This window comes from Comamonas sp. A23 (assembly GCF_004522605.1).
In the GTDB taxonomy this organism is placed as follows: Bacteria; Pseudomonadota; Gammaproteobacteria; order Burkholderiales; family Burkholderiaceae_C; genus Comamonas; species Comamonas thiooxydans.
Genome location: NZ_RSDT01000039.1, coordinates 1 through 1332 on the forward strand (window position 1 = coordinate 1; position 1332 = coordinate 1332).

At 60.6% G+C, this 1332-nt stretch carries 1 protein-coding gene; it reads left to right on the forward strand.

Annotated elements, in window-relative coordinates:
* Positions 1 to 69: 69 nt before the first annotated feature.
* A complete protein-coding gene (locus EIC84_RS25810) occupies positions 70 to 1296 on the forward strand; it encodes an IS256 family transposase (protein ID WP_003065942.1) in 1227 nt (408 codons plus the stop codon).
* Positions 1297 to 1332 lie beyond the last annotated feature (36 nt).

Genomic DNA, 1332 nt, shown 5'->3' on the forward strand with positions numbered 1-1332 from the left:
GAGGGTGTGCAGAATTTTGTGTAAACGGACAATCAACCGCCGGCGCAAGCCGGCCTGTCCGTAAGCACAATGAGCACCAAGAAACACGACGTACCCGAAGAACTGCTGTCTGGCCTGCTGGCCAACTACAAGAAGCCCGAAGACCTCATCGGCGAGAACGGCCTGCTCAAGCAGTTGACCAAGCTGCTGGTGGAGCGAGCCCTAGACGCCGAACTGTCCGAGCATCTGGGCCACGAACGCAACGAAGCGGTAGCCAACACCACTGGCAACACCCGCAATGGCAAGAGCAAGAAGACCCTCAAGGGCGATTTCGGCGAGTTGCCCATCGAGGTACCACGTGACCGCCATGGCAGCTTCGAGCCCCAGCTCATCCCCAAGCACCAGACCCGCTGGGCCGGCTTCGACGACAAAATCATCTCGCTGTACGCCCGCGGCATGACGGTGCGCGAGATACAGGCCCACCTGGAGGAGATGTACGGCACCGAGGTCTCGCCCAGCCTGATTTCCTCGGTGACCGACGCCGTGGCCGATGAGGTCAAGACCTGGCAAGCCCGCCCGCTCGATGCAATCTACCCCATCGTCTATCTGGACTGCATCCATGTGAAGGTGCGCGAGGGCGCTGTGCGGGTCAAGGCGGTGTACTTGGCCATCGGCATCACCATGACGGGTGACAAGGAGGTGCTGGGCCTGTGGCTGGCGCAAACCGAGGGTGCCAAGTTCTGGCTGCAGGTCGTCACCGAACTTCGCAACCGGGGCGTGCAGGACATCTTCATCGCCTGCGTCGACGGGCTCAAAGGCTTCCCCGACGCCATTGAGGCGGTATTCCCCAAGGCGGTGGTGCAACTGTGCATCGTGCACATGGTGCGCCACAGCCTGAACTACGTCTCGTGGAAGCGTCGCAAAGAAGTGGCCGCCGACCTGCGACGCATCTACACGGCAACCACCGCCGAGGAGGCCGAGCTGATGCTCGGTGAATTCGAGGCCCGCTGGGATGCCGAGTACCAACCCATCGGCCAGTCCTGGCGCAGGAACTGGAGCCGGCTGATTCCGTTCTTTGACTACCCACCCGAAATCCGCAAGGTCATCTACACCACCAACGCCATCGAGTCGGTCAACATGAGCCTGAGGAAGCTGACCAAGAACCGGGGCTCGTTCCCCAGTGACGAAGCGCTGACCAAACTGTTCTATCTGGCCCTGCGTAACATCAGTCAGAAGTGGACCATGCCCATCCGGGATTGGAAGGCTGCGCTGACCCGCTTTACCATTCAGTTCGGAGACCGCATCTCCGTCAATTGAAGTCCGAACCGTTTACACAAAAATTCGGACACGCCC

Excerpts from the sequence above, each read along its gene's own strand:
- EIC84_RS25810 (WP_003065942.1), top strand. The coding sequence starts at position 70 with ATGAGCACCAAGAAACACGACGTACCCGAAGAACTGCTGTCTGGCCTG.